Below are 23103 nucleotides of genomic sequence, written 5' to 3'. Positions count from 1 at the left end.
CACCATCCCCCGGTTATCCGCGCGAATCGCGCGCCTGCTGACGCACCTGCATGAACCTGCAAGCCAACTACGAACAGATCCCGCTCAAGGAATACGCCGAGCGCGCCTACCTCGACTACTCGATGTACGTGGTGCTGGACCGCGCGCTGCCGTTCGTGGGCGACGGCCTGAAGCCGGTGCAGCGGCGCATCGTGTACGCGATGAGCGAGCTGGGCCTGGCCGCCAGCGCGAAGCCGAAGAAATCCGCGCGCACCATCGGCGACGTGATCGGCAAGTTCCATCCGCATGGCGACACCTCGTGCTACGAGGCGATGGTGCTGATGGCGCAGCCGTTCTCCTACCGCTACCCGCTGGTGGACGGCCAGGGCAACTTCGGCTCGCCGGACGACCCGAAGAGCTTCGCCGCGATGCGCTACACCGAGAGCAAACTCAGCCCGATCGCCGAGGCGCTGCTGGGCGAGCTGGGCCAGGGCACGGTGGACTGGGTGCCGAACTTCGACGGCACGCTGGAGGAGCCCTCGTGGCTGCCCGCGCGCGTGCCGCACGTGCTGCTCAACGGCTCGATGGGCATCGCGGTGGGCATGGCCACCGACATCCCGCCGCACAACCTGCGCGAGCTCGCCGCGGCCTGCATCCGCCTGCTGGACGAGCCCGACGCCACGATGGCCGAGCTCTGCGAACACGTGAAAGGCCCGGACTACCCCACCGAGGCGGAGATCATCACCCCGCAGAGCGAACTGCTGGCGATGTACCAGAACGGCACCGGCTCGGTGCGCGCCCGCGCGGTGTACGTGCGCGAGGAAGGCAACATCGTGATCACCGCGCTGCCGCACCAGGTCAGCCCGTCGAAGATCCTCGAACAGATCGCTGCGCAGATGCGCGCGAAGAAGCTGCCGATGATCGAGGACCTGCGCGACGAGTCCGACCACGAGAACCCGATCCGCCTGGTGCTGGTGCCGCGCTCCAGCCGCGTCGACGCCGACGAGCTGATGCCGCACCTGTTCGCCACCACGGACCTGGAAAAGAGCTTCCGCGTCAACCTCAACATGATCGGCCTGGACGGCCGCCCACAGGTGAAGGACCTGAAGAAGATCCTCACCGAGTGGTTGGCGTTCCGCACCAGCACGGTCACGCGCCGGCTCAACCACCGCCTGGCCAAGGTGGAGCGCCGCCTGCACCTGCTGGAAGGCCTGCGCATCGCCTACCTCAACCTGGACGAGGTGATCCGCATCATCCGCACCGAGGAGGAGCCGAAGGCCGTGCTGATGGCGCGCTTCGGCCTCAGCGAGGAGCAGACCGACTACATCCTCGAGACCCGCCTGCGCCAGCTGGCGCGGCTGGAGGAAATGAAGATCAACGGCGAGCGCGACCAGCTCGAAGAGGAGCGCGCACGCATCAACGTGCTGCTGAAGTCGCCGGCCAAGCTCAAGGGCCTGATCAAGGACGAGCTGCGCGCCGACGCCGAGAAGTACGGCGACGCGCGCCGCTCGCCGCTGGTGGAACGCGAGGCCGCGCAGGCGCTGGACGAGAGCGCGCTGGTGGCCAGCGAACCGGTCACCGTGGTGCTGAGCCAGAAGGGCTGGATCCGCGCCGCCAAGGGCCACGACATCGATGCCGAGGGCCTGAGCTACCGCGAGGGCGACGGCCTGCTCGCCGTGGCGAAGGCGCGCACCACGCAACAGGTGGCGGTGATCGACTCCACCGGCCGCAGCTACTCCACGCCCGCGCACACGCTGCCGTCCGCGCGCGGCAACGGCGAGCCGCTCACCGGCCGCTTCACGCCGCCGCCCGGCGCCAGCTTCGACGCCATCGCCGCCGGCGACAACGACACGCGGCTGATCCTCGCCACCGACTTCGGCTACGGCTTCGTCACCCGCTTCGAGGCGCTCACCGGCCGCAACAAGGCCGGCAAGCAGATCATCAGCCTCAGCGACGGCGCCAAGGTGCTGGCGCCGCAGGCCAGCGCCGATCCCGCGCGCGACCGCATCGTGGTGGTCACTACTGAAGGCCACCTGCTGATGTTCTCGGTGGCCGAGCTGCCGGAGCTGGACAAGGGCAAGGGCAACAAGCTGATCGAGGTGCCGAAGAAGCAGCTCGCCGAAGGCGAGCGCGTGGCGGGCATCGCGGTGGTCACCGAAGGCAAGGGCGAGGTGACGATGTACGCCGGCGCGCGCAAGCTCACCCTGAAGTGGGCCGACCTGGTCGAGTACGGCGGCAACCGCGCCACCCGCGGCGGCCTGCTGCCGCGCGGCCTGCGCCGCGTGGAGCGCATCGAGACCACGGCTTGACCAGGGAGCCTGCTACGGCCGGAACTTCCGGCCACAGCAGGCCGTCAAAGCCATGTCGTGTCCACCACGACGCGGTGTCGCGCGTTGTGCACGCCATCTCCCGGAGCATCGCCCCATGAAACGGCTAGTCGTCGCACTCAGTGTCAGCCTGCTGGCCACCTCGGCCCTGGCGCAGAATGCCGGCCGGCCGCTCAACCTCAAGTTGCCGCCGCAGAGCGACCTGCCGCCATCCGACCTGCCCGCCCACGCGAGCAGCGCGCCCAGGCCTGCCAGCGCGCCCGGCGTGTACTACGGCGACACCAGCGGACGCATGGGCGATACCGGCGAGCGCGCCGCCGGCGTGCAAACCTGCGACGACTCCACCTACAACCAGGCGCAGGTGCACGGTAGCGTGGGCATGGGCGTGATGGCCGGCAACCACATGAGCGGCAACTACCAGACCGGCGCGGTGAACATCACCAGGAACCTCGGCGACTGCGACCACCCCCACGGCGGCGTCAGCGTCTCCATCGGCGTGGGCCAGGGGCATTTCCACGGACGCGGCTGGTAGCGCGGCGCCGCGCTAAAATCGTCGCTTCCGTCCCGGCATCGCCGGGCGACAGGCTGGCGAACGTCCGATGCACGGCGAATACAAGATGCCCGGCGGCAAGCTGGTGGTGGTCGATCTCGCGCTGCGCGACGGCCTCCTCGCCGGCGTGCGCCTGAGCGGCGATTTCTTCCTGGAGCCGGACGCGGCGCTGCCGGCCATCAACGCCGCGCTGGAAGGCCGGCCTGTTGCGGACGACGATGCCACGCTCGCCGCCGCCATCGACGCCGCCCTGCCCGCGGGCACCACGATGTACGGCATCTCCAGCGAGGCCATCGTCGTCGCGCTGCGTCGCGCGCTGCACGAAGGAGCGCCGGCATGAGCCGCAGCGGCTGGCGCGAACACGACTGGCAGCTGATCCACACCGCGCCGCAGCCGCCGCTGCTGCACATGGCGCTGGACGAGGCGCTGCTGGTGGAGGTCGGCGCAGGCCGGCGCCCGCCCACGCTGCGGCTGTGGGAATGGGCTTCTCCCGCGGTGGTGATCGGCCGCTTCCAGTCGCTGCGCAACGAGGTCGACGGCGATGCCGCGCAACGCCACGGCATCGAGGTGGTGCGCCGTATCTCCGGCGGCGGCGCGATGTTCATCGAACCGGGCAACACCATCACCTATTCGATCTACGCGCCGCTGTCGATGGTCGAAGACCTGAGCTTCCAGGAGTCCTACGCGCTGATGGACGCATGGGTGCTGGAGGCATTGCGCGAACTGGGCATCGAGGCCTGGTACCAGCCGCTCAACGACATCGCCTCCGCCGCGGGCAAGATCGGCGGCGCCGCGCAGACCCGCCGCGGCGGCGCGCTGCTGCACCACGTCACCATGGCCTACGACATCGACGCGGCAAAGATGCTGGACGTGCTGCGCATCGGCCGCGAGAAGCTCTCCGACAAGGGCACCGCCAGCGCCGCCAAGCGCGTCGATCCGCTGCGCAGCCAGACCGGCCTGCCGCGTGCGGCCGTGGTGGAACGCATGCTCGTCACGTTCCGCCGCCTGCACGGCCTCGCCGACGACCGCCTGCGCGAGCATGAACTGGCGCAGGCGCAGGCGCTGGTGCGCGACAAGTTCGGCACCGGCGGCTGGATCGCCGACGTGGTCTGACGACAGGCCGCACTCCCAGGCCACCGTCATCCGCGCTTCGCCGGCGTCGGCCTTGGTGGCCCGAGCTCCACGCGCATCCGCCCGAAGTCGACCGACCACCAGTCGAACGCATGCAGCACGTCTTCGCCAAGCAGGTTTGGCGATCCCGCGCTGCCGGCCTGCTCCACATCCAGGCTGGCCAGCACCGTCCCGCGCCCGGCCAGGCGCACGCACACGTCAGGCCAAGTCAGTGTGTGGCTGACCGTGGCGCCTCCGGCGCCGGCCACGTGCTGGCGGTGCTGCCGCAGCCCCTGCAACAGGCCCGCGTGGCGGCTGGCAAACCACGAGGACAGCGCCGAACTCGCCGCGCCGCTGTCCAGGTGCATCGCCACCGGCTGCCCGCCGACCTGCGCCCGCACGTACAGGTCGTTGCCGACCATGCGCAGGTTGCCCGTTGCCGCAGCGGCCGGCGACGCGGGCGACAGCGCGGGCTCCAGCCGGCCGGCGGCGGTGATGCGGAAGCGCTGCAGCTCGCGCAGCACCGGGTAGCCGAGGATGGCGTCGATGCGATACCCGCCGGGCACCGGCATCGCCAGCTGTTGGTCGTCCAGCACCAGGAACGCCACGTTGTGCAGGGTGAGGCCGGCAAAGCTGAGCGTGTCGGCGATGCCCAGCCGCACCGCCACCGCGGCCCGGCTCGCGCTGCCCACGCTGGCGTCGCCCTGCCGCATGCGCAGGCCCAGCCGGCGCGCGGTGGACAGTGAAACCACCGAGAGGTTGGCGCCGGTGTCCAGTACCGCCTCCTGCGCGACGCCGTCGATGACTGCCGTGGCGCGCGGCAGGCCCACCTTGTCCGTGTGCACCGGCTCCGCCTGCGGGCGGTACGACGCCACCTGCTGCGCCGGCGCGGCCGCCAGTTGCGCCGCCATCGTCGCCGTCTGCGCGGCACCGGCCCGCTCGTCCTCGCCGCCGGCGGCCGCCACGAGTGCCGCCTGCTGTTCGCGCGCGTCCCGCGCGGCGGCGGCGTAGTCGCCTGCCGCAAAAGCCGCGTCGGCAACGATCGCCCAGGCCAGCGCGCGCTGCCGCGGATCACGCGGGCGACTGGCCAGGAATCGATCCACCAGCCGGCGCGCTCCTGCCGCATCCAGCCGTGCCGCCGCCAGGCGCGCGCGGGCCAGCAAGGCCAGCGACGGCTCGCGGATGCGCGGCAGCGCGGCCTCCAGCGCGAAGATCCCGAGCCCGGGCCTGGACAGCAGCGCCGCGACCTCGGTATCGGGCAGCGGCAGGGGCTGCGGCGATTGCGCCGCCAGCGCACCGGCGTCGATCAGCAGCAGAGTCAGCCCGACAAGCACATTCACGACGATACGGCGCGGCAATCGCACGATGGATAGGCACAGCATGATAGATTCATCCCGTCAGGCAACTAAACTTTATCGTAATACAGAAAATTTTATGCAATCAACAGCAAGCCAAAAGATCATCGGGATGGCCAGTCGCCTGCGCGTGGCGGCCTGGCTGGCTGCCTTCGCCTGCCTGGCCGTCACCGCGCTTGCCGTACTGATGCCCGCGGACGGGACCGCACCGGTCGCCGCCATGCTGTCCAGCGGTGGCCTGCCCCGCGCCTGGGCCGGCGGCATCGCCCTGCTGCTGGCGGCACTCAGTGCCGCGGCATTGATCGAACTGGCGCGCATGCTGGGGCGGCTGCAGGCGCATGCATGGTTCAGCGCCGCGGTCGTGCGCCATTTCCGCCGCTTCGCCGGGCTGCTGGCGCTGGCGGCCCTGTTGCGCGTGCTGCTGCCGCCCCTGGCCACGCTCGCGCTGGCCTGGCAGGCGGGCCGGCACGCCGCCGCGCTGACGTTCGACGGCGGCGACCTGCTGGCGCTGCTGCCGGCTTCCGTGTTCTTCCTGGTGGCTCGCCTGTTCGACGAGGCGGCCCGCCTCGAGGACGACAGCCGCTCGATCGTGTGAGGCGCCGATGGCCATCATCGTCCGGCTCGACGTGATGCTCGCGCTGCGTAAGGTCCGCTCGCGCGAACTGGCCCAGTTCGTGGGCATCACCGAATCCAACCTGTCGCTGCTCAAGTCCGGGCACGTGCGCGGCGTGCGCTTCGAGACGCTGAGCCGGATCTGCGAGTTCCTGCAATGCCAGCCCGGCGACCTGCTGGCCTACGTTCCCGACGACGGAACGACGCACGACGGCGACGGCGAATAGGCGAGGCTCAGCGTCGCAGCAGCGGCAGGATGTGCTCGAGGCTCAGCTGCGCCACCGGCACGTCGGGTGCGGCGGGATCGATCCAGCGCAGCTCGGCCAGCTCGGCCTGCGCGCGGAGCGCGCCGCTCACCGCCACCTCGTAGATCTCGGCCTCCACCACGTGGCCACGCTCGTTCGCGGCCGGCGCGCTGGCGCGGCACAGGAAGCGCGCCGAGCCGGGCACCAGCGTGCAGCCCAGTTCCTCGCGCAGCTCGCGCGCCAGCGTGGCGAGGTCGTCCGCGTCGCCGGGATCGCGCTTGCCGCCGGGCTGCTGGAACACCGTGGCGCCGTGCTTGCGCACCAGCAGCGTGCGGCCCGCCTCGTCGCGGACCACCGCGGCGACGATGCGGATGCGTTTCGCCGCCTCGTTCACAACCGCGTGCACGCCCACGACTGCATGCGGCCGTCGCGGTACGGCATCACGCCGTGGAACGGGCGCGGGTCGGCGTCGAACACCAGCGGCAGGAAGTGGCGGTCGCCCTCCCACATCGGCAGTTCCAACAGCCGCTCGCGCGCCACCCATTCCAGCGTGCCCTCGGGGTTGCGCGCCAGCGGCGTGCCCTCGTAGCGGTCGACCAGGAAGATGAAACCCAGCCAGTCCTCGCCCTGCTTGCCGAAGCCGGGCCAGTTCAGCGTGCCGCGCAGCCGCATCGAGAGGCACTCGATGCCGGCCTCCTCACGGATCTCGCGGCGCATGCACGCGGCGATGTCCTCGCCCGGCTCCATCTTGCCGCCCAGGCCGTTGTACTTGCCCAGGTGCTGGTCATCGGGCCGCGCGTTGCGGTGGATCATCAGCACCTGCGTGCGATCGGGCGACAGCACGTAGCCGAGCGTGGCGACGATGGGCGTGTAGGGCATGGCGCGGCGACCACCAAAAACGGCCATTCTAATCGGTCCTGGCCGCACGGCTGGCGCCGTCCCTGCTTGCGACGGTGCCCCGGCGATCGGGGCGCCGGGCCGCGGCGTCACCTCAGCGCATAGACGTAGCCGTCGTCGCTGCTGAAATACACGCTGCCGTCGTGCACGGCGGCGGACGCGTATACCGGTCCCTCGGCCAGCTTGCCCCCCATCGGCTTGCCGTTGGCCGGGTCGATGAACATCAGGTAGGTGTTCGCGGTGCCGACGTAGAGCACGCTGCCGACCAGCACCGGGGAGGAGAACACGCGCCCCGCCGCCTTGTAGTCCCACTTCTTCTTGCCGGTGGCGGCATCCAGGGCGAACACGTTCTGCGAATCGGAGCCGCCGGCATACACCACGCCATGCGCCACGGCCGGACTGGCGAGGATCCAGGCACCGCCGTTGTCGTACGCCCAGCGCCTGGCGCCGGTCCTGGCATCCAGCGCATAGAGGTGGCCGTCGCGGCTGCCGAAATACACGGCGCCATCCGCCACGGCAGGCGAAGACTGCACTTCGCCCAGCGGGAAATCCGCGTTGCCCTCGGTCTTGAATTTCCACAGCAGATGGCCGTCACGCGCATCCAGCGCATACAGGTTGCCGTCCATGCTGCCCGCGTAGACGACGCCGTTTGCCACCGCAGGCGTGGCATCCACGCGCGCCCTGGTGCGGAACGCCCACCGGCGGCGACCGTCCGCTGCATCCAGTGCATAGACGTTGCCGTCGCGGCTGCCCACGTACACCACGCCATCGACCGGCACCGGCGAGGAGCGGAAGAAATCGAAGCCGTGCGCCGGCGCGGGCAGGGCCCTGCCCGCGCGGAACACCCAGCGCCGCCGGCCCTTGTCCGCGCTCAACGCGTAAACGCCGTCGTCTCCGCCCGTGAAGTACACCGTCCCCGCCGCGACCGCCGGCGAGGAGTTCAACGCGCCGCCGGTGTGGAACGTCCAGATCGCCTTGCCCGTATCGGCGCGCAACGCATACATGCTGCCGTTGTCGCTGCCCACGTAGACCGTGCCGTCGGCGACGACCGGGCTGGAGCGGTTGAGGCTTCCCGTCCGGAACCGCCACGCCAACGGCGGTTCGGCGAGATGCTGCTCGTCGAGGAGCGCCGCGCGAAGGCCCGCCGTCCTGCACACGCCACTGTGCGCGGCGTCGCAACGGAACATCTCCGCCGCCCACGACGGCGAAGCCACGGACAAGCCCGCCGCCATGGCCATCCCTGCCCACCTCCAGACACCTTTCGACATGCGCCCCCCTGCGATCGTGGTTGAAACCGCACGGACCATAACGCATTCCGGGCAGCTCCCGACCGCGCCCGTGGCTGGAGGGGCCTGCGTGTCGCACATGCCGGACCCGGTGCATGGCGACCGGCACGGACTTGCACCGGCAAGCGCTGGCCGGCGACCATCGCCGCATGCGCAAGCCGCCTCTCCACGCCCGACGTCCGCCCCGCCTCGGCATCCACCTGCGGCATTGGCTGCTGCTGGCGCTGATGCCCGTGGGAATCGCCGGCTGCAACGCCACGGCACGGGCGCCGAGCAGCCGCGAGCTGAGCTTCGACGGACAGAACTACCGCGTGGTGACGCTGGACCTGAAGCGCGATCCGCTCAGCCTGCACTGGCGCGACCCGGCCAGCGGCGAGGCCTATGGCGACATCGAGACGCTGCAGCAATGGGGCGAAGCGCACGGCCGGCGTCTGCTGTTCGCCACCAACGCGGGCATCTACGACCGCCGGAACGCGCCGCTGGGCCTGTACGTGGAGGACGGCAGGACCCTGGTGCCGCTGAACATGGCGCACGGCAATCCCGCCTCCGGCAACTTCTCGCTGCTGCCGAACGGCGTGTTCGCGATCTACCCCGACGGCCACGCCGCGGTGCGCACCAGCGCCGACTTCAAGGCCGACGGCAAGCCGGTGCGCTGGGCCACGCAGTCCGGTCCGATGCTGGTGATCGACGGCCAGCTCAACCCGCGGTTCGAGGACGACTCGGGCAGCCTGAAATGGCGCAGCGGCGTCTGCGCGAGGACGCCCACCGAGGTGGTGTTCGCGGTGAGCGAGGTGCCGGTGAACTTCCACGGCTTCGCGCAGCTGTTCCGTGACAAGCTCGGCTGCCGCGACGCGCTGTACCTCGACGGCAGCATCTCGCAGATCTTCGTCAACGGCGAAGGCTACGCCGGCGCGCCGGCCTTCCTGGTCAAGCCGTACGCGGGCATCTTCGCGGTGTTCGTGCCGCAATGAGGCTGCGCCGCCTGCGCTGGTGGCGCGCCCTGCTGCTCGCGGTGGCCGCGCTGCTGCTCGGTGCGTCCGGCGCGGGCTGGTACCTGCTCGCCGGCAGCCGCGCGCGGCTGGACGGGCAGGTGCGCACGGCCGGCGTGCACGCGCCGGTGACGATCCAGCGCGACGCGCTGGGCAGCGTCACGCTCACCGGCCGAAATCGCGACGATCTCGATTTCGCGCTGGGCTACGTGCACGCGCAGGAACGCTGGTTCGAGATGGACCTGAGCCGCCGCGTCGCCGCGGGCGAACTGGCCGCGCTGGTCGGCCCGGCGGCGCTGGCCGCCGACCTCGACCATCGCCGCCACCGCCTGCGCGCGGTGGCCGAGGCGGTCCTGGCACGCCTGCCGCCCGCGCAGCGGCGGGAGCTCGACCGCTACCGCGACGGCGTCAACGCCGGCCTCGCCGCGCTGCGCGTACGGCCCTGGGAGTACCTGCTGCTGGGCGCGAAACCGCAGCCGTGGCGTTCGGAAGACACGCTGCTGGTGATCGCGGCGATGTACCTCGACCTCAACCATCATGGCCGCGACACGCGCGAGCTGCGCATCGCCGAGATGCGCGCGGCGCTGCCCGGACCGCTGGTCGATTTCCTGCTCGCGCCCGATCCCGGGTGGGAGGCGCCGCTCGAGGGACCGCTGTCGCCGCAGCCGGTGCCGCCCGACGCCGGCACGTTCGACCTGCGCGCCCTGCCCGCGGCGAAGCCGGTCGCCGATCTCGCCGCCGTGCTCGCGCCGGGCCGCGACGCGCGCCGGCCCGGCAGCAACAACTTCGCGGTGGCGGGCCGCCTCACCGACACCGGCGCGGCGATGCTGGCAAACGACATGCACCTGGCGCTGCGCGTGCCCGGCACCTGGTTCCGCACCCGCCTGCGCTATCCCGACCCCACCGCCCCGCACGGCGAGCGGGTGGTGGCAGGCGTCAGCCTGCCCGGCACGCCCGCGATCGTGATGGGTTCCAACGGCCAGATCGCCTGGGGCTTCACCAACAGCTACGACGACTGGATGGACTGGGTGCGCGTCGAGCGCGATCCGCACGATCCCTCGCGCTACAGGGTGCCCGGCGGCTGGGCGCGGCTGCAGACGCACGAGGAAATCATCCGCGTGAAGGGCGCGGCGCCGCGCACGCTGACGGTGGAAGACACGCGCTGGGGCCCGATCATGGCGCAGGACACCGATGGCGCTCCGCTGGCGCTGGCCTGGATCGCGCAGCAGCCGCGCAGCTACAACCTCGGCCTGATCCAGCTGGAACGCACCGCCAGCGCCGCCGCCGCGCTGGATCTCGCCCCCACGTTCGGCATGCCGCCGCAGAACATCCTGGTGGCCGACAGCGCCGGCCACATCGGCTGGACCATCGCCGGCAACAGCATCCCGCTGCGCGCGGGCTTCGACCCGCAGCGACCCGCCGACTGGTCGCAAGCGGGTACCGGCTGGACCGGCTGGGCCGCGCCCGCGCAATACCCGCGGATCCTCGATCCCGCCGACGGCCGCCTGTGGACCGCGAACAACCGCACGACAAGCGGCGATGCGCTGGCCCTGCTCGGCAACGGCGGCCACGATCTCGGCGCACGGGCGCGGCAGATTCGCGACGACCTGTTCGCGCTCGCGGACTTCACGCCCGGCAACCTGCTCGACATCCAGCTCGACGATCGTGCGGTGTTCCTCACCCGCTGGCAGCGCCTGCTGCAGGACACCCTGGCCGGCACGCGGGAGCCGGCGCTGCGCGAGCTGCGCGGACTCACCGCCGCATGGCGCAACCGTGCCGATCCGGACAGCGTGGACTACCGGCTGGTGCGCGCGTTCCGCGATGCGGTGCACGATGCGGCGCTGGCGCCGTTCGCCGCCCGCGTCAAGGCGAAGTATCCCGATTTCGCGTGGCCCGGCCTCGGCGATCCCGAGGCCGCGGTGTGGACGCTCGTGCAACGCCAGCCGATGAACCTGCTCGATCCGCAATACGCGGACTGGCACGCACTGCTGCTCGCCGCGGCGCGCCGGGTGGCCGACACGCTCGGCAGGCAACCCGGCGGCCTCGCGGCACGCCGCTGGGGCGAGCTCAACCATGCCGGCATCGACCACCCGCTGTCGCGCGCCCTGCCCGGCTTCGCCGCGTACTTCCTCGACATGCCCGACGACGAACTGCCCGGCGACGACAACATGCCGCGCGTGGCGCGCCCCGGCTTCGGCGCTTCCGAACGTCTCGACGTGTCCCCCGGCCACGAGGCGCAAGGCATCCTGGAAATGCCCGGCGGGCAGAGCGACAACCCGCTGTCGCCGTACTACGGCGCCGGCCACGCGGACTGGGTGCGCGGCCGACCCGCCCCGCTGCTGCCCGGTCCCGCGCAACACACGCTGACGCTGGCGCCCGCGGCCGACTGAGCCACGCCGCCTGCATCCAGCGCGACGGAACCCGGCTGCAAGCACGTCGATGCGACGCGCTGCTCCCGCGCCCCGCCCTGCGGGAAACATCCACGGACCAGCCCCGGCCGCACGGCGCCCTTGCCTTTGCGCGCGTCAGCTGCCTGTGGCAACCGGCCACACGCCGTAGCGAGCACTCTTGACGGTGATCAAGGAGGCGGGGCACCGGGCTGCCCATGATCCGTCCTGCTGACCTTGCAGCTGCTTGCCCTCGGCCGCCCCGCCGGACGTTTCACCAGCCGCCGCATACCAGCCAGGCCCGACGGCGTCGTCGCCCGGCGCCTCGCCACACCGCCCAACCCCTCGACCGGGAGCTCTGCCATGCGTCGCTTGCGCGATCCATCCGCCGAACCGAACTCGCTACCGCGTCGTCGCTGGCTGAAGCTGGTCGGGCAGTCCGCACTGCTGGGCGGCCTGCTCGCCGGTGGCGGCTGGTCGCTGGCCAGGCTGGGCACCAGCCTGTGGCAAGTGCGCCGCGAGCGCACGTTGATGGGTACCTCCGTGGCGATCACCGCGCTGGCCAGCGACCCCCACGCCGCGGGCGCGGCCATCGATGCCGCGTTCGCCCACATGGCCGCCGTCGCCGCGGAGCTGAGCCGCTTCGACGCCGCCAGCCCGCTGGTGCGCCTGAACCGCGAGGGCAGCCTTGCCGTGGTTCCGCCCCATCTGCTGGCCGTGCTGCGCCAGGCGCTGGCGCTGTCGGCGCAGACCGAGGGCGCGTTCGACGTCACCGTGCTGCCCGTGCTGCGCTACTTCGAGACGCTGCGCGGCACGGCCGGCGTGGATGCCCGCGAGCACCGGGTGATCGAGCGCCGCGAACAACTGGTGGACTACCGCGGCGTGCAGCTCGATGCGCTCGGCGCGCGCCTGCTGCGCCCCGGCATGGCGGTGACGCTGGACGGCATCGCCAAGGGCTACGTGGTCGACCAGGGCGCCGCCACCCTGCGTGCCGCCGGCATCGAATACGGGCTGGTCGACGCCGGCGGCGACGTGCACGCGATGTGCGGCAACGATCCCCGCCGGCACTGGAACGTCGGCATCGTCGACCCGCGCGACACCAGCCGGGTGGCTGCGGTGCTGCAGGTGCGCAACGCAGCGATCTCCACGTCGGGCAATTACCGGGTGTTCTTCTCCACCGACCGGCGCCTGTTCCACATCGTCAACCCGCGTACCGGCCTTTCGCCGCTCGACTATTCCAGCGTGACTGTGCTGGCCGAGCGTTCGATGCTCGCCGACGGCATGAGCACCGCGTCGTTCTCGCTGGCGCTGCCGAGGCTGTCCGCACTGATGTCGGCGCAGGGGCACCGCTGGCTGGCGTTCTCGCGCGATGGCGTGCGCCGCTGGCGCTCCCGCGAACTGCCGCTGATCGCCGGCGAGGCGGTACCCGCATGAAGGCGCTGCGGAGCAACGCCGGCCAGCTCGCCCGCCTGCTGCTGGCGCTGGCACTGTGGCTGCCCGCCGCCGCGGCGATCGCCGGCATCGACGCGAAATATCCGGAACTGCGCAAGGCCTTTCCCGAGGCCACCCGCTTCGGCGACATCGAGGGCACGCCGCCGGCGGCGGCCGTGTACCGCGGCGACAAGGTCGTTGGCTACGCGTTCGAGACGGCGATGGTGGCGCCCGTGCCGGCCTATTCGGGCAAGCCGATCAACATCCTCGTGGCCATCGGCGCCGACGGCTCGATCCGCGACACGCGCGTGCTGGAGCAGTCCGAGCCCATCCTCTTGGTCGGCATCCCGGTGCAGCGGCTGTACGACTTCGTGGCGCGCTACGTCGGCCACCGCGTGGACGACCGCATCGTGGTCGGCAGCGGCGACGGCAACGTGCACATCGACGCGATCAGCAGCGCCACCGTGACCTCGATGGTCGCCAACGAGACGATCATGAACGCGGCGCTGAAGGTGGCCGCCTCCCGCCACGTGATCGCCGGCGCCGCCACCGGCGCAGGCCGGCCGGCGAACCAGGTACGCCAGGACAACTACCGCCCGGCCGACTGGGCGTCGCTGGTCGCCCACGGCGCCATCGGGCACCTGCACCTGAGCCGGCAGCAGGTCGCCGCGGCGTTCCGCGGCCAGCCCGAGAGTGGCCTGGTGGACGACCCCACGGCGCCACCGGCCGCGGGCCACGGCGCCGACACCTTCATCGACCTGTGGTTCACCGACGTCACGCCGCCCGTCGTGGGCCGCAACCTGCTGGGCGACGCGGCCTGGGCGGATCTGGCGAAGCGGCTGCAGCCGGGCGACACCGCGGTGGCGGCGATGGCGAACGGCATCTACTCGTTCAAGGGACTGGGCTACGTGCGCGGCGGCATCTTCGACCGCCTGCACCTGCTGCAGGACGGCAAGCTGGTGCTGTTCAAGGACGCCGACCTGGTGCCGATGGGCGATGCCGTGCTGCGCGGCGAGCCCGCCTTCGCCGAGCAGGCGGTGTTCATCGTCCACCACGCAGCCACCGGCTTCGACGCCACCCGCCCCTGGACGCTGCAGCTGCTGGTCAACCGCCAGATCGGGCCGTTGCGCAGCCTGTACCACACCTTCACCCGCGACTACCGCATGCCGGCCGACTACACGACCCATCCGGCAAGCGCCGCGTCCGGCATCGCGCTGCCCGCCGACGCGCCGCTGTGGCAACGCGTCTGGTACGGGCGGCGGGTCGACATCGCGCTGCTGCTCGCCGGCCTGGGCGTGCTCACGCTGATCCTCGCCTTCCAGGATTGGCTGGTGAAGTACCCGCACCTGCTCGAACGCGTCCGCGTGGGCTACCTCGTCTACACGCTGGTGTTCATCGGCTGGTACGGGCTGGCGCAGCTTTCGGTGGTGAACATCTTCACCTTCATCCAGGCGACGCTGCACGGCTTCCGCTGGTCCACCTTCCTGATGGATCCGATGATCTTCATCCTGTGGGTGTTCGTCGCCGCCACGCTGCTGTTGCTCGGGCGCGGCGTCTACTGCGGCTGGCTGTGCCCGTTCGGCGCCCTGCAGGTGCTGGTGAACAAGCTGGCGCGCAGGCTCAGGGTGCCGCAATTCGAGCTGCCGCAGTACGTGCACGAGCGGCTGTGGGCGATCAAGTACCTGATCCTCCTGGTGCTGTTCGGCCTGTCGCTGCAATCGCTTGCCACCGCCGAGCACTACGCCGAGGTGGAGCCGTTCAAGACCGCGATCACGCTGCACTTCGCCCGTTCCTGGGGCTACCTGCTGTACGCGCTGGCGCTGGTCGCGGTGTCCGCGTTCAACAACAAGTTCTATTGCCGCTACGTGTGCCCGCTGGGCGCTGGCCTGGCGATATCGGGCCGCTTCCACCTGTTCGAGTGGCTGCGCCGGCGCAAGGAATGCGGCCGCCCGTGCCAGATCTGCGCCAACGAATGCGAGGTGCGCGCGATCAACCAGATCGGCCAGATCAACTTCAACGAATGCCATTACTGCCTGGACTGTCAGGTGACCTACAACAACGACCACAAGTGCCCCCCGCTGGTCGAACGCCGCAAGAAGCGCGAACGCGCCGCACGACCGCTGCCCACGCCGGTGCTGGTGACCGGCGCGCAGACGCCGCAACCCGCAACGGAACAAGCCACCTCCACCTGACCGAATGGATGAATCGCCATGCATGACGACACCGAGAACGAACCCCGTCAGCACGACCTGATGGCCGCGCCCGGCAACCCCGCGCGCCGACAGTTCATGAGGACCAGCGCACTCGCCGGCCTGGCAGGCGCGGCGGGCCTGGCGCTGGCCGGCTGCGGCCGGCCGGGCGAGCACCCGGGCGCGGCCGGGGCTGCCGGACCGGCCGGGGCAGGCTCGGCCGCGGCCAAGGGCGAGCCCGAGGACCACGTGCCGCCCGGCCAGCTCGACGAGTACTACGGTTTCTGGAGCGGCGGCCAATCCGGCGAGGTCCGCCTGTACGGCGTGCCGTCGATGCGCGAACTGATGCGCATCCCGGTGTTCAACCCGGACTTCACCATCGGCTGGGGCGTCACCAACGAGAGCAAGCGCGTACTCGGGCCGAACTTCCCGCCCGGCGGCGACCTGCATCATCCGCACATGAGCCAGACCAACGGCCAGTACGACGGCCGCTACGTGTTCGTCAACGACAAGGCGCATACGCGTGTGGCGCGCATACGCTGCGACGTGATGCGCACCGACCGCATCGTCAACGTCCCCAACGTGCAGTCGATCCATGGCCTGCGCGTGCAGCGCGTGCCGCGCACCGGCTACGTGTTCGCCAACGGCGAGTTCCTGATCCCGGCACCCAACGACGGCCATGCGCTGGAGGATGTCGACAAGTACCAGACCATGTTCAGCGCGATCGACGGCGACACCATGGAAGTCGCCTGGCAGGTGCTGGTGGACGGCAACCTCGACAACACCGAGACCGACTACACCGGCAAGTACGCGATCTCCTCCTGCTACAACAGCGAAAAGGGCATGGATCTGTCGGCCACCATGGAGGCCGAACGCGACTGGGTGGTGGTGTTCAACATCCCGCGCATCGAGGCGGCGGTGAAGGCGGGCCAGTTCAAGACCATCGGCGATTCCAAGGTGCCCGTGCTCGACGGCCGGCACGGCTCGCCGCTGACGCTCTACATCCCGATCCCGAAGAACCCGCACGGTGTCAACGCCAGCCCGGACGGCAAGTACGTGGTGGCGAACGGCAAGCTGTCGCCCACGGTGTCGGTGATGGAATGGAGCCGCATCGACGACTACTTCGCCGGCAAGCTGAAAGACCCGCGCGATGCCGTGGTCGCCGAGCCGGAGATCGGCCTGGGCCCGCTGCACACCGCCTACGACGGCCGCGGCAACGCCTACACCACGCTGTTCATCGACAGCCAGATCGCCAAGTGGAACATCGCCGACGCGATCGCCGCGCACAACGGCAAGAAGGTCAACTACCTGCGCCAGAAGATCGATGTGGCCTACCAGCCCGGTCACTGCCACACCTCGATGGGCGAGACGCGCGACGCCGACGGCAAATGGCTGGTCTCGCTGAACAAGTTCTCCAAGGACCGCTTCCTGCCCACCGGCCCGCTGCACCCGGACAACGACCAGCTGATCGACATCTCCGGCGACACCATGAAACTGGTCGCCGACGGCCCCGTCTACGCCGAGCCGCACGACGTGATCCTGCTGCACCGCCGCTACCTGCTCGACAAGGTCAAGCGCGTATGGGACCGCAACGATCCGTACTTCGCCGACACCGTGGCCATGGCCAAGCGCCACGGCATCAACGTGCTGGCCGACAGCAAGGTGATCCGCGAGGGACGCAAGGTCTACGTCTACATGACCTCGGCCGCACCGATCTACGGCCTCAACCACTTCAAGGTGAAGAAGGGCGACGAGGTGACCGTGGTGGTGACCAACATCGATGCCGTCGAAGACGTGACCCACGGCTTCTGCATCGCCAACTACGGCATCAACATGGAGATCAGCCCGGGCGCCACCTCGTCGGTGACCTTCACCGCCGACAAGGCCGGCGTGTACTGGTACTACTGCACGTTCTTCTGCCACGCCATGCACATGGAAATGCAGGGCCGCATGCTGGTGGAAGCCTGAGGCCCGGCGGCGCCGTCGTTGCCCGCGACGGCGCCGCACCTGCGCAGCCATGTCCCTCGCCCGCCTGCTCATCCCGGTACTGGCCGCCGCACTGGCGGTGCCCTGCGTGCGTGCCGCGGACGACCTGGCCGCACGCGTGGCGGCCGCCGCGCCGGGCGCCGTGATCGAGGTGCCCGCCGGCGTGCATCACGTCCACCTGCGGCTGGACAAGCCGCTGACCCTGGCCGGCCAGCCCGGCGCGATCCTCGACGGCGACGGCCGCGGCGACGTGCTGCGCATCACCGCCGACCATGTCGTGGTGCGCAACCTGGAAGTGCGCGCCAGCGGCACCGACCTCACCGCGATGAACGCCGGCATCTACATCGAGCGCAGTGCGCATGACGTCGCCATCGAAGGCAACACGGTCGAGGACAGCCTGTTCGGCATCTACCTCGACGGCGCCGCCGGCGTGCGGGTGCGGCACAACACCGTGCGCGGCATCCGCCGCCTGCGCGTGGCCGACCGCGGCGACGGCATCCACCTGTGGAACGACACCGGCTGCCTGATCGCGGACAACGACGTGGCCGACACGCGCGACGGCATCTACGTCTACGTCAGCTCGCACAACACCATCGCCGGCAACGTGGTGCACGACGTGCGCTACGGCGTCCACTACATGTATTCCCAGCACAACCGGCTGATCGGCAACGTCAGCCGCGGCAACCTCGCCGGCTACGCGCTGATGGCCTCCGACCACCTGCGGGTGGTCGGCAACACCAGCGACGGCGACCAGGCCTACGGGTTCCTGCTCAACTACATCTCCTACAGCGAATTCGCCGGCAACACGGTGCGCGGCGTCACCGGCCAGCGCGGCATCGACGGCCAGCCCGTCGATGGCGGCGAAGGCAAGGGCCTGTTCGTCTACCTCTCGCAGTTCAACGCGATCCACGACAACCTCGTCGCCGACTCCCAGATCGGCATCCACATGACCGCTGGCTCGGAGCACAACCAGGTGTGGGACAACCGCTTCATCGGCAACCGCGTGCAGGTGAAGTACGCGCAGAACCTCGCCCAGGAGTGGTCCGAGCGCGGCCGCGGCAACTTCTGGAGCGACTACCTCGGCTGGGACCTGGACGGCGACGGCATCGGCGACGTGCCGTTCCGGCCCAACGACGGCGTCGACGTGCTGCTGTGGAAATACCCGGCGGCGCGCAGTCTGATGTCCAGCCCGTCGATCCTGCTGATGCGCTACGTGCAACGCGCCTTCCCGGTGTTCACGCCGGCCGCGGTGCAGGACAGCCACCCGCTGATGCGTGCCCCGGCACCCTTGCGAGTCGACCATGAACCACGCGATTGAATTCGAGGCCCTGTGCAAACGTTACGGCGCGCTGGCCGCGCTGGACGGCATCAGCGGCTGCGTGCCGCAAGGCAAGGTGATCGGCCTGCTCGGCCACAACGGCGCCGGCAAGTCGACGCTGATCAAGCTGGTGCTCGGCCTGATCCGCCCCAGCGGCGGACGCCTCGACGTGCTCGGCCGCTCGCCCTGGGGGGCGCCCGCGCAACGCCGCGACATCGGCTACCTGCCCGAGAGCGCGACGTTCTACGCCAACCTCACCGGCCGCGAGCTGCTCGACTACCTCGCCCGCCTCAAGCGGGCGCCCAGGAAGCAAGTGGTGGCACTGCTGGAGCGCGTGGGCCTCGCCCACGCCGCGGACCGGCGCGTGGGCACCTGGTCCAAGGGCATGCGCCAGCGACTGGGACTGGCCCAGGCCCTGCTCGGTTCCCCCGCGCTGCTGCTGCTCGACGAACCCACCACCGGCCTCGATCCGCAAGCCACCCGCGAGCTCTACCGGCTCCTCGGCGAGCTGCGCGCGGAAGGGCGCACGGTGCTGATCTGCTCGCACCTGCTGGCGGAACTGGAGCCGCACATCGACGGCGCGCTGATCCTGCGCCAGGGACGCCTGCTGGCCGCCGGCAGCCTCGCCGAACTCGATGCGCAAACCGCCCTGCCCGCCCGCGTGGTGCTGATGGCGCACGCGGGCACCGCCGACGGGCTTCAGCTGCGGCTGGCGACACGCGGTCTCGGCGTGCTGACGCGCACCGACGGCCGCCTCGAACTGGAGCTGCCGCGCGCGCGCAAGCTCGCCGTGTTGCGCGAACTGCTGGCCGATCCGGCGGTGGCCGACCTCGACGTGCGCGCCCCTTCGCTGACCCAGCTCTACGACCACCTGGGCAACCGTGCCGCGGTTGCCGCCGAGGCCCTGGCATGAATCCGATCCTCACCATCGCCTGGAAGGAATTCCGCGACGATTTCCGCAGCCGCTGGACGCTGGCGGTCAGCGTGCTGTTCGCCCTGCTCGCGCTCGGCATCGCCTGGTTCGGCAGCGCCGCCGCGGGCCGGGTCGGCCTGGCTTCGTTCGACGCGACGCTGGCCAGCCTCACCACGCTGGGCGCGTTCGTGATCCCGCTGATCGGGCTGCTGATCGCCCACGACGCCGTGGTCGGCGAGCGCAGCGACGGCACCCTGCTGCTGTTGCTCAGCTATCCGCTCGGGCGCGGCCAGCTGGTCGCCGGCAAGTTCATCGGCCACTGCGCCGCGCTGGCCGTCGCCACGCTGGCCGGCTTCGGCGGCGCCATCGCGGTGACGTTGGCGATGCGGCCCGACGCCGCCACGCCGGCCGACTACGGGAACATCGCGCACTTCGTGGCGAGCGCCACGCTGCTGGGCGCCAGCTTCGTGGCGCTGGGCTGCCTCATCAGCGTCCGCGCCAGCGACAAGGCCCGCGCCGCCGGGCTCGCCCTGATCGGCTGGCTGGCCTGCGTGGTGCTGTTCGATCTGGCGCTGCTGGCGCTGCTGGTGGCCAGCGGCGGCAATCCGGTGGAACGGGCGACCTATCCCTGGCTGCTGCTGCTCAATCCCGTCGACACCTTCCGCCTGTCCATCCTCGGCACCCTGGGCAACGGCGCCGGCAACGACCTGCTGACCGGCATGACCGCCGGCCACGCCTATCCGCCCGCCCTGCTGCTGGCCTCGCAACTGGCGTGGATCGCGCTGCCGTTCGCGCTGGCCATGCTCGCCTTCCGCCGCAAGGAAATCTGAGGATCGCCATGTCGAGCCGCCCGCTGCCACCGCTGTTTGCCTTCGTGCTGTGCGCGCTGGTCGCGACGCTGTCTGGCTGCGGCAGGACGCCAGCGTCCGCCCCTCCGGCCGTCGACGTCCACGCCGACGATGCCTGCGCCGTCTGCGGCATGTATCTGGACGGTTCGCCGGGGCCGCGCGCGCAGGCCTGGGTGGAGGGCCGCTCCCGTCCCCTGGTGTTCGACTCCACCCGGGATTTCTTCGCCTGGGTGCTGCAGCCCGAGCATCAGTCGGGCGTACAGGCGCTCTACGTGCAGGACAGCGCCCGCATCGACTGGCGGCACCCAAACGGCGCGGCGGCGAGCTTCATCGACGCCCGCCACGCGTATTACGTGGCCTGGCAACCGATGCCCGGATCGATGGGGCCCACGCTGGCGTCCTTTGCCACGCGATCGGCCGCCACGGCCTTCGTGGCGGATCACGGCGGCGCCGTGCTCGGGTTCGCGCAAGTCACCCCGGCGCTGGTCGCGATGCTCGCGAACCACTGTCCTTCGGCGTCCGCGACCGCGCCGTCGGCGCTGCCGGCCTGCCGCGCTGCCCCGTCGCCGGGCACCCGGTTGCCTGGCACGCCGGCGCACGGCGCCACGATCTTTGCCCCAACCGCCCTTTCCCACTGAATGGAACCCGCCATGTTCGGACTCGACAGCGTCTCGCACTGGATCGTCCTGCTCGTCCTCGTGCTCCTGGTCTTCGGCACCGGCAAACTGCGCAATGCCGGGCGCGACATCGGCCACGCCGTCGCCGAATTCCGCAAGGGCGTCAAGGGCGACGAGCGGCCCACGGAGTCCATCGGATCGGAGCCGGACGTCGATCGCCGGGGTTCCGGGCGACAGTGACGCCGCACGGCGCCTGCGTCGCGTTCCGCATCCCTCCGGGCGCGGCGCCTCAGGGCAAGGTGTAATCGAACGCGTACGAGTGCCCGCCCTGCGCGTCGATGTGGATCGCCAGCGTGCCGGCGAGCCCGGTCAGCTCGTCCGTGCCCGAGTCCGGCACCACGGCCACGACAAGCGTGGCCGTACCGCGGTCCATGGTGCCCGAGTGCTGCAGCACGAAGGCGCCGCGCCGCCCGTGCAGTGCGCCGGCCACGCGCTCCATCGCCACGTAGCCGGCCGAGCCGTCCACCACGCTGCGGAAGGACAGCATCTCGCCGAGGCTGTGCGCCTCGAGGTCGCCGCTGAAGCGCTTGTCGATGCTCATGCGGCCCAATCCGCTGTCGGCGGATGCGGGCGGCTGCGGTTCCAGCTTCACCGTGAACGTACCGCTGGCGTGCATGGGGTGTCTCTCCGTGTGGGGTGGCGCCGCCGCGGCCATGGCGGACGGCGGCAGCAAGGCGAACAGGCCGGGCCATCGTGCCACGGCGAGGCCTTTGCGATGATGATGGCCGTGCTCACGCATTCCAGCAGTGCTGCCCCGCCGATGATTGGAAAAACGCGACATCCCGCCGGTGCACCGCGCGGCGTGCTGCACACGCGCCTCGGCGAGGGCGCGTTCGAGCACGCGCGACGGGCACCCGCGCCGGCGCTGGCCGGCTTCGTCGAGCACTACTGGTGCGTGCGCTGGGACCTGCGTGGCCGTCCGCCGCAGCTGCAGGAGACGCTGCCACATCCGAACCTGCACCTGGTGGTCGAACGCGGCGAGGCACGCGTGTGGGGCGTGCACGACGGCCGTTTCCGCCGCGTGCTGGAAGGCCGCGAGACGGTGTTCGGGGTGAAGTTCGCCGCCGGCGGCGCGCGGCCGTGGCTGGATCGCCCGGCAGGCGCGCTGGCGAACCGCTCGCTGCCTGCGCATGAAATATTCGGCACGGCGATCGACGCGCTGGTGCCGGCGATCCCCGGCTGCGCCGACATCGCGGACATGGCGGCGCTGGTCGAGCCGCTGCTGCTGGCGACGCTGCCGCCGCCCGACCCGCTGGCGGCGCAGGCGCGCGAGCTGGTAGCACTGGCCGCGACGAACCGCGAGCTGCTGCGCGCCGAGCAGTTGGCCGGACACGCAGGTCTGGGCCTGCGCGCGCTGCAACGGCTGTTCCGCGACTACGTGGGCGCCAGCCCGAAGTGGGTGATCGCACGCTACCGCCTGCACGAGGCGGTGGCGCAACTGCAGGCGGGCCGCACGCTGGCCTGGACCGAGCTGGCGCTGGCGCTCGGCTACTACGACCAGGCGCACTTCATCCGCGACTTCCGCCGCCTCGTCGGCTGCTCGCCGGCCGGTTACGCGCGGCGCGAGAGCATGCGTTGAGGCGGCTCAACTTTCCGCTGCATGCCGGGTTGCGCCAGCACCACCGGCGGATGATTCGGACTGCCGCCTCGGCGCACGGCGCTGTAGAGCGGCACGACCTCCGGTTCGTGCGGTGCGTGCCCGTGGTTTGCGCGCGGCGTTGTGCTCGGCGGGGAGGCGGCACCGGGCAGCATGACGGGAAACAGATCGCAGGTGGCCGCCTGCGCGCATATCGGCCCGCCGCCGCCGCGCTCGACCGGGAGCGGCACGCGGCCGACGGGGCCGGTGTGCGCGTGGCTGAGCACCAGCGCGTCGATCGCCGCCGGATCGAACGCGAACGGTTCCGCGTTGTGCGCTTCCGCGTCGCGGCTGCCCTGCTCCATGCCGCGGTCGAGCAGGATGCGCCGGCCGGCCGCCTCGGGCAGGTGGCAGGAGCCGCGCCTGCC

At 70.9% G+C, this 23103-nt stretch carries 23 protein-coding genes; 17 read left to right on the top strand and 6 right to left on the bottom strand.

Going from position 1 to position 23103, the window contains the following annotated elements; translation table 11 throughout:
* Positions 1-50: 50 nt before the first annotated feature.
* From parC to ACQGNW_RS11005, 4 genes are all read left to right on the top strand, one after another.
* Positions 51-2288: a DNA topoisomerase IV subunit A gene (parC, locus tag ACQGNW_RS11020; protein ID WP_426663208.1), complete on the top strand. Its 2238-nt coding sequence runs from the start codon at positions 51-53 to the stop codon at positions 2286-2288.
* A gap of 115 nt (positions 2289-2403) precedes the next feature.
* Positions 2404-2838 carry a hypothetical protein gene (locus tag ACQGNW_RS11015; protein WP_426663207.1) on the top strand — a complete coding sequence of 145 codons (435 nt, stop codon included), beginning with the start codon at positions 2404-2406 and terminating at the stop codon, positions 2836-2838.
* Positions 2839-2905: 67 nt separating this feature from the next.
* On the top strand, positions 2906-3196 hold the full coding sequence (gene lplB, locus ACQGNW_RS11010) for a lipoate-protein ligase small subunit (RefSeq protein WP_426663206.1): 291 nt from the start codon (positions 2906-2908) through the stop codon (positions 3194-3196).
* On the top strand, positions 3193-3969 hold the full coding sequence (locus ACQGNW_RS11005) for a lipoate--protein ligase family protein (RefSeq protein ID WP_426663205.1): 777 nt from the start codon (positions 3193-3195) through the stop codon (positions 3967-3969). Before lplB ends, ACQGNW_RS11005 begins: the two co-directional genes overlap by 4 nt.
* 26 nt (positions 3970-3995) lie before the next feature.
* On the opposite strand, the gene ACQGNW_RS11000 is transcribed toward ACQGNW_RS11005, so the two are convergent.
* Positions 3996-5306 carry an aspartyl protease family protein gene (locus ACQGNW_RS11000; RefSeq protein WP_426663204.1) on the bottom strand — a complete coding sequence of 437 codons (1311 nt, stop codon included), beginning with the start codon at positions 5304-5306 and terminating at the stop codon, positions 3996-3998.
* A gap of 127 nt (positions 5307-5433) precedes the next feature.
* Here ACQGNW_RS11000 and ACQGNW_RS10995 point away from each other — a divergent pair, with 127 nt between their 5' ends.
* Together ACQGNW_RS10995 and ACQGNW_RS10990 are read left to right on the top strand one after the other, a co-directional pair.
* A complete protein-coding gene (locus ACQGNW_RS10995) occupies positions 5434-5916 on the top strand; it encodes a DUF2975 domain-containing protein (RefSeq protein ID WP_426663203.1) in 483 nt (160 codons plus the stop codon).
* A gap of 7 nt (positions 5917-5923) precedes the next feature.
* Complete coding sequence (locus ACQGNW_RS10990) at positions 5924-6160, top strand: helix-turn-helix domain-containing protein (RefSeq protein WP_426663202.1); 237 nt, start codon at positions 5924-5926, stop codon at positions 6158-6160.
* A gap of 7 nt (positions 6161-6167) precedes the next feature.
* Here the strand turns inward: ACQGNW_RS10990 and ACQGNW_RS10985 are convergent, their stop codons facing one another.
* The 3 genes from ACQGNW_RS10985 to ACQGNW_RS10975 form a co-directional block, all read right to left on the bottom strand.
* Positions 6168-6584, bottom strand: a complete 417-nt coding sequence (locus ACQGNW_RS10985) for an NUDIX hydrolase (protein WP_426663201.1) — start codon at positions 6582-6584, stop codon at positions 6168-6170.
* Complete coding sequence (locus tag ACQGNW_RS10980) at positions 6569-7057, bottom strand: NUDIX hydrolase (protein ID WP_426663200.1); 489 nt, start codon at positions 7055-7057, stop codon at positions 6569-6571. The genes ACQGNW_RS10985 and ACQGNW_RS10980 overlap by 16 nt, the downstream gene beginning before the upstream one ends.
* Positions 7058-7164: 107 nt before the next feature.
* Positions 7165-8289 (bottom strand): outer membrane protein assembly factor BamB family protein, encoded by a 1125-nt coding sequence (locus ACQGNW_RS10975; RefSeq protein ID WP_426663199.1) that lies wholly within the window; start codon positions 8287-8289, stop codon positions 7165-7167.
* Positions 8290-8588: 299 nt separating this feature from the next.
* Between ACQGNW_RS10975 and ACQGNW_RS10970 the strand changes: the two genes are divergently transcribed.
* The 10 genes from ACQGNW_RS10970 (at position 8589) to tatA (ending at position 21279) form a co-directional block, all read left to right on the top strand.
* Entirely contained in the window at positions 8589-9332 is a 744-nt protein-coding gene (locus ACQGNW_RS10970; RefSeq protein WP_426663647.1) for a phosphodiester glycosidase family protein, read from the top strand.
* Positions 9329-11740, top strand: a complete 2412-nt coding sequence (locus tag ACQGNW_RS10965; RefSeq protein WP_426663198.1) for a penicillin acylase family protein — start codon at positions 9329-9331, stop codon at positions 11738-11740. Before ACQGNW_RS10970 ends, ACQGNW_RS10965 begins: the two co-directional genes overlap by 4 nt.
* Before the next feature lie 360 nt (positions 11741-12100).
* Positions 12101-13171, top strand: a complete 1071-nt coding sequence (locus tag ACQGNW_RS10960; RefSeq protein ID WP_426663197.1) for an FAD:protein FMN transferase — start codon at positions 12101-12103, stop codon at positions 13169-13171.
* Positions 13168-15360 (top strand): 4Fe-4S binding protein, encoded by a 2193-nt coding sequence (locus ACQGNW_RS10955; RefSeq protein ID WP_426663196.1) that lies wholly within the window; start codon positions 13168-13170, stop codon positions 15358-15360. Before ACQGNW_RS10960 ends, ACQGNW_RS10955 begins: the two co-directional genes overlap by 4 nt.
* An 18-nt stretch (positions 15361-15378) precedes the next feature.
* On the top strand, positions 15379-17325 hold the full coding sequence (gene nosZ, locus ACQGNW_RS10950) for a TAT-dependent nitrous-oxide reductase (RefSeq protein ID WP_426663195.1): 1947 nt from the start codon (positions 15379-15381) through the stop codon (positions 17323-17325).
* Between the two features lie 49 nt (positions 17326-17374).
* On the top strand, positions 17375-18661 hold the full coding sequence (locus ACQGNW_RS10945) for a nitrous oxide reductase family maturation protein NosD (protein WP_426663194.1): 1287 nt from the start codon (positions 17375-17377) through the stop codon (positions 18659-18661).
* Positions 18645-19574 (top strand): ABC transporter ATP-binding protein, encoded by a 930-nt coding sequence (locus ACQGNW_RS10940; RefSeq protein WP_426663193.1) that lies wholly within the window; start codon positions 18645-18647, stop codon positions 19572-19574. The genes ACQGNW_RS10945 and ACQGNW_RS10940 overlap by 17 nt, the downstream gene beginning before the upstream one ends.
* Positions 19571-20404 (top strand): ABC transporter permease, encoded by an 834-nt coding sequence (locus ACQGNW_RS10935; RefSeq protein WP_426663192.1) that lies wholly within the window; start codon positions 19571-19573, stop codon positions 20402-20404. Before ACQGNW_RS10940 ends, ACQGNW_RS10935 begins: the two co-directional genes overlap by 4 nt.
* 8 nt (positions 20405-20412) lie before the next feature.
* A complete protein-coding gene (locus ACQGNW_RS10930; protein ID WP_426663191.1) occupies positions 20413-21060 on the top strand; it encodes a nitrous oxide reductase accessory protein NosL in 648 nt (215 codons plus the stop codon).
* 12 nt (positions 21061-21072) lie between these two features.
* Entirely contained in the window at positions 21073-21279 is a 207-nt protein-coding gene (gene tatA, locus ACQGNW_RS10925; protein ID WP_426663190.1) for a twin-arginine translocase TatA/TatE family subunit, read from the top strand.
* A 49-nt stretch (positions 21280-21328) separates the two neighbouring features.
* On the opposite strand, the gene ACQGNW_RS10920 is transcribed toward tatA, so the two are convergent.
* Positions 21329-21715, bottom strand: a complete 387-nt coding sequence (locus tag ACQGNW_RS10920) for a DUF3224 domain-containing protein (RefSeq protein WP_426663189.1) — start codon at positions 21713-21715, stop codon at positions 21329-21331.
* A 186-nt stretch (positions 21716-21901) separates the two neighbouring features.
* Between ACQGNW_RS10920 and ACQGNW_RS10915 the strand changes: the two genes are divergently transcribed.
* Positions 21902-22678, top strand: coding sequence for a DUF6597 domain-containing transcriptional factor (locus tag ACQGNW_RS10915; RefSeq protein ID WP_426663188.1), 777 nt, complete (start codon positions 21902-21904; stop codon positions 22676-22678).
* On the opposite strand, the gene ACQGNW_RS10910 is transcribed toward ACQGNW_RS10915, so the two are convergent.
* Positions 22651-23040, bottom strand: coding sequence for an MBL fold metallo-hydrolase (locus ACQGNW_RS10910; protein ID WP_426663187.1), 390 nt, complete (start codon positions 23038-23040; stop codon positions 22651-22653). The genes ACQGNW_RS10915 and ACQGNW_RS10910 overlap by 28 nt on opposite strands.
* Between the last annotated feature and the right edge of the window lie 63 nt (positions 23041-23103).

This window comes from Rhodanobacter aciditrophus (genome assembly GCF_050026795.1).
Classification (GTDB): Bacteria; Pseudomonadota; Gammaproteobacteria; order Xanthomonadales; family Rhodanobacteraceae; genus Rhodanobacter_A.
Note: the sequence above shows the minus strand (reverse complement) of the source record. Positions and strands in the feature narration are given on the sequence as shown.

Excerpts from the sequence above, each read along its gene's own strand:
- ACQGNW_RS10920 (WP_426663189.1), bottom strand. The coding sequence starts at position 21,715 with ATGCACGCCAGCGGTACGTTCACGGTGAAGCTGGAACCGCAGCCGCCC.
- ACQGNW_RS10940 (WP_426663193.1), top strand. The coding sequence starts at position 18,645 with ATGAACCACGCGATTGAATTCGAGGCCCTGTGCAAACGTTACGGCGCG.
- ACQGNW_RS10935 (WP_426663192.1), top strand. The coding sequence starts at position 19,571 with ATGAATCCGATCCTCACCATCGCCTGGAAGGAATTCCGCGACGATTTC.
- ACQGNW_RS10990 (WP_426663202.1), top strand. The coding sequence starts at position 5,924 with ATGGCCATCATCGTCCGGCTCGACGTGATGCTCGCGCTGCGTAAGGTC.
- ACQGNW_RS11005 (WP_426663205.1), top strand. The coding sequence starts at position 3,193 with ATGAGCCGCAGCGGCTGGCGCGAACACGACTGGCAGCTGATCCACACC.
- tatA (WP_426663190.1), top strand. The coding sequence starts at position 21,073 with ATGTTCGGACTCGACAGCGTCTCGCACTGGATCGTCCTGCTCGTCCTC.
- nosZ (WP_426663195.1), top strand. The coding sequence starts at position 15,379 with ATGCATGACGACACCGAGAACGAACCCCGTCAGCACGACCTGATGGCC.
- ACQGNW_RS10960 (WP_426663197.1), top strand. The coding sequence starts at position 12,101 with ATGCGTCGCTTGCGCGATCCATCCGCCGAACCGAACTCGCTACCGCGT.
- ACQGNW_RS10945 (WP_426663194.1), top strand. The coding sequence starts at position 17,375 with ATGTCCCTCGCCCGCCTGCTCATCCCGGTACTGGCCGCCGCACTGGCG.
- parC (WP_426663208.1), top strand. The coding sequence starts at position 51 with ATGAACCTGCAAGCCAACTACGAACAGATCCCGCTCAAGGAATACGCC.
- ACQGNW_RS11015 (WP_426663207.1), top strand. The coding sequence starts at position 2,404 with ATGAAACGGCTAGTCGTCGCACTCAGTGTCAGCCTGCTGGCCACCTCG.
- ACQGNW_RS10965 (WP_426663198.1), top strand. The coding sequence starts at position 9,329 with ATGAGGCTGCGCCGCCTGCGCTGGTGGCGCGCCCTGCTGCTCGCGGTG.
- lplB (WP_426663206.1), top strand. The coding sequence starts at position 2,906 with ATGCACGGCGAATACAAGATGCCCGGCGGCAAGCTGGTGGTGGTCGAT.
- ACQGNW_RS10995 (WP_426663203.1), top strand. The coding sequence starts at position 5,434 with ATGGCCAGTCGCCTGCGCGTGGCGGCCTGGCTGGCTGCCTTCGCCTGC.
- ACQGNW_RS10970 (WP_426663647.1), top strand. The coding sequence starts at position 8,589 with ATGCCCGTGGGAATCGCCGGCTGCAACGCCACGGCACGGGCGCCGAGC.
- ACQGNW_RS10955 (WP_426663196.1), top strand. The coding sequence starts at position 13,168 with ATGAAGGCGCTGCGGAGCAACGCCGGCCAGCTCGCCCGCCTGCTGCTG.
- ACQGNW_RS10930 (WP_426663191.1), top strand. The coding sequence starts at position 20,413 with ATGTCGAGCCGCCCGCTGCCACCGCTGTTTGCCTTCGTGCTGTGCGCG.
- ACQGNW_RS10980 (WP_426663200.1), bottom strand. The coding sequence starts at position 7,057 with ATGCCCTACACGCCCATCGTCGCCACGCTCGGCTACGTGCTGTCGCCC.
- ACQGNW_RS10910 (WP_426663187.1), bottom strand. The coding sequence starts at position 23,040 with ATGGAGCAGGGCAGCCGCGACGCGGAAGCGCACAACGCGGAACCGTTC.